The sequence below is a fragment of the Streptomyces recifensis genome, assembly GCF_002154615.1.
GTDB classification, from domain to species: Bacteria; Actinomycetota; Actinomycetes; order Streptomycetales; family Streptomycetaceae; genus Streptomyces; species Streptomyces griseoluteus.
This window is the reverse complement of the sequence record NZ_MUNH01000540.1, coordinates 1-2,621: the sequence shown is the minus strand read 5'-3', so window position 1 is coordinate 2,621 and position 2,621 is coordinate 1. Positions and strand designations below refer to the sequence as shown.

The following is a 2,621-nucleotide window of genomic DNA, read 5'->3' as shown; positions in this document are numbered from 1 at the left end:
CACCAGCCAGGCGGTGCCGCGGCCCGAGATCCGCCGCTGCTCGCGCCGGTCGCCGTACTCCATCTCGGTCACGAGCCCCATCTCCGTCCCGAGGCCGCGCGAAGGTCGCGGCGGGCCGCCGTCCTCGGAAACCTCAGGGGAACACGGGCCGGATCACGCCGCATCCGGGCCCCGTCACCCGCCCGGCCGAGTTGCCGGGCCGTCGCCGCAGGTGTGCCCTGGAAGCCGGGCCGTCCCCTCATGGCCCGAAGCGGCGAGAGAAGGAGCGCTCCCATGGCTCACGCGGCACCCGCGCCCGGCACGCCGACCCGAGGCGGCCGCCAGGACGCCCCGAAGTCCATCACCCCGCCCCCCGACGTCTTCGACACCCGCACCCATCGCATGGCCAGGGTCGCGGTACCGGTGCTGCTGGCGCTGGTCTACGGCTACTGGGCGGCCGCGAACCGCCGCTCCGGCGGTCCGGTCACCGGCTGGAACCTGCTCTTCGGGTTCCTCTCCGCGCTGGTCTTCGGAGTCGTGTTCTACGCCGTGCTGACCATCGCGCCCCGGCTGCGGCGCGAGACGCACGCGCTGCTGTGGGCGGTGTTCGTCGGCGCGTCCTTCGGCTTCCTCTACAACCAGGCGGGCGCCTCGCTCGTCCGGTCGGTCGGGATTCCGCTGATCGTGGCGGCGGTGACGTTCATCGTGTTCTTCTACCGCTTCTACACCCACGAGGACGCGGCGGGGCACCGGGTGAGCTGAGCCGGCGGGGGTGCGTCCGTCCCCCGAACGCACCCCCACCGCTCGCGCCGGCGGCCCGGCGGGACTTGCCTGTAAGGCGTGCACCCCCGACTGAGGAGTGCCCTGTCGGCCGCGCTGATCGCCCTGGCCTGCCTCCTCGTGCCCTTCGGCGCACCGGCGGCCTGGGCGGCGTACACGCTCACCGACACGGGCCGGTACGTCACCACGATGGCCCCGCTCGCCGCCGACCCGGCCGTGCGGGACGCCGTCGCGGACACGGTCGGCGAGGGCATCCTCCGCGAGGTCGGCCAGCACGCGGACATGACGCCGGTGCGCGGTTCGGTCGGCCCCTTCGTCCGGGACGCGGTGCGCTCCTTCACCCACACCCGCGCCTTCCGCCTCGCCTGGGACACCGGCAACCGGGTCACCCACGACGCGGTGCTGCGCGCGCTGCGCGAGGACGGCCCGGCGGGCGGCGCCCCGCGCGCGGTCACCGTCGATCTCGCCCCGGTGACCGCCGAGGTCAAGGCCCAGCTCGCCGAGGACCACATTCCGCTCGCCGCCCGCATCCCGGTGCGCCACACCGAGGTCCCGGTGCTCCCGGCGGGGGAGCTGACCCGGTACCGCAAGGGATTCCACATGCTCGAAGTCGCCGGTCTGTGGCTGCCGGTGGCAGCCGTCCTGTTCGCCACCGCCGGCATCGCCCTGGCCGTACGCCGCCGCCGCGCGATCGTCGCCACCGCCCTGGGCACCGCCCTGGGCGGCGCCCTTCTCGGCCTGGCCCTCACGGCAGGCCGCGCCCTCACCCTCTCCGACCTCCCCTCCGACGTCCCCCACCCGGTGGCCGCCGCCGTCTACGACACCCTCACCTCCGGCCTCCGCACGGTCTCCTGGCTCCTGCTGTTCCTGGGCCTGGCGGTGGCTCTGACGGCGTGGCTGACCCGGCGCCGGTCGGCGCGCCGACGGGGGGAGGGAAGGGGGAAGTCGGCGGGGACGCCCGCGCGGACTCGGGCGCGGGTCTGAGAGGGTCCGGGTCCCCCGGTGGTGAGGACCGTCAAGCTTTGTGCCTGGCGGGCCGGTTGAGGGGGCCGGAGGCCACAGTGGACATAATGGGCACATGGTCCGAGAGTTGCCCATTGGCCTGGCGCCGCCCGACTGGCTGGTCCGGAACCTTCGGCCGCACCCGGCGCCGGTCAACCGGGCCGCTGTGGCGCGGGCCTCCATCGCGATGGCGTCGCCCCTGGCGGCCGGGTTCGCGGCCGGGCAGCCGGCGCTCGGGGCGCTCGCGTCGATGGGGGCGCTGAACGGGGTCATCGGCGACACCGCCGACGCGTACCGGATGCGGGTCATCACCATCGCCGTACCCCAGCTCACCGGCGCCGTCGGAGTCATCCTCGGACAGCTCGTGTTCGGGCAGGGCTGGGCCGCCGTCGTCGTGGTCACCCTGGTCGCGCTGGTCTCCGGGATGATCTCGACCATCGGCACGGTGGCCTCCGTGTCGGGGCTGCTGCTCCTGCTCAACTGCGTGGTCGGCGCCGGGCTCCCGCTGCCCCACCCCTGGTGGCTGGCGCCGCTGCTGATGACCGGGGGCGGCCTGCTGGTGCTGGCCCTCGCCCTGCTGGCGTGGCCCCTGCGGGCCGGGGTGCCGGAACGGGCGGCAGTGGCGAAGGCCTACCGCCGGGTCGCCGACCTGCTGGACGACACCGGCGACGACGACCGCTACATCGGCACCCGCTTCGACGTCACCCGCGCGCTGGACCAGGCATACGACCTGATCCTCGGACACCGCGCCAGCCACCACGGCCGCAGCGAGGAACTCACCCGGCTGCTGGCCCAGTTGAACGCCATCACCCCGGTCGTCGAGGCCGCTCCCGCCGTCCACCTCACCGGCCGCCCCCTCC

The 2,621-nt window shown here is 74.8% G+C and carries 3 protein-coding genes; all 3 read left to right on the top strand.

The window, feature by feature from the left end; translation table 11 throughout:
- Nucleotides 1–273: 273 nt before the first annotated feature.
- A complete protein-coding gene (locus CCN33_RS25215; protein ID WP_208621885.1) occupies nucleotides 274–741 on the top strand; it encodes a hypothetical protein in 468 nt (155 codons plus the stop codon).
- Nucleotides 742–819: 78 nt separating this feature from the next.
- Nucleotides 820–1,743 carry a hypothetical protein gene (locus CCN33_RS25210; RefSeq protein ID WP_086695764.1) on the top strand — a complete coding sequence of 308 codons (924 nt, stop codon included), beginning with the start codon at nucleotides 820–822 and terminating at the stop codon, nucleotides 1,741–1,743.
- A 94-nt stretch (nucleotides 1,744–1,837) separates the two neighbouring features.
- Nucleotides 1,838–2,621 (top strand): FUSC family membrane protein (locus tag CCN33_RS25205; protein WP_279628206.1); only part of this gene is annotated, 784 nt, incomplete at its 3' end.

Coding starts and splice junctions, on each gene's coding strand:
- CCN33_RS25215 (WP_208621885.1), top strand. CDS start 274: ATGGCTCACGCGGCACCCGCGCCCGGCACGCCGACCCGAGGCGGCCGC.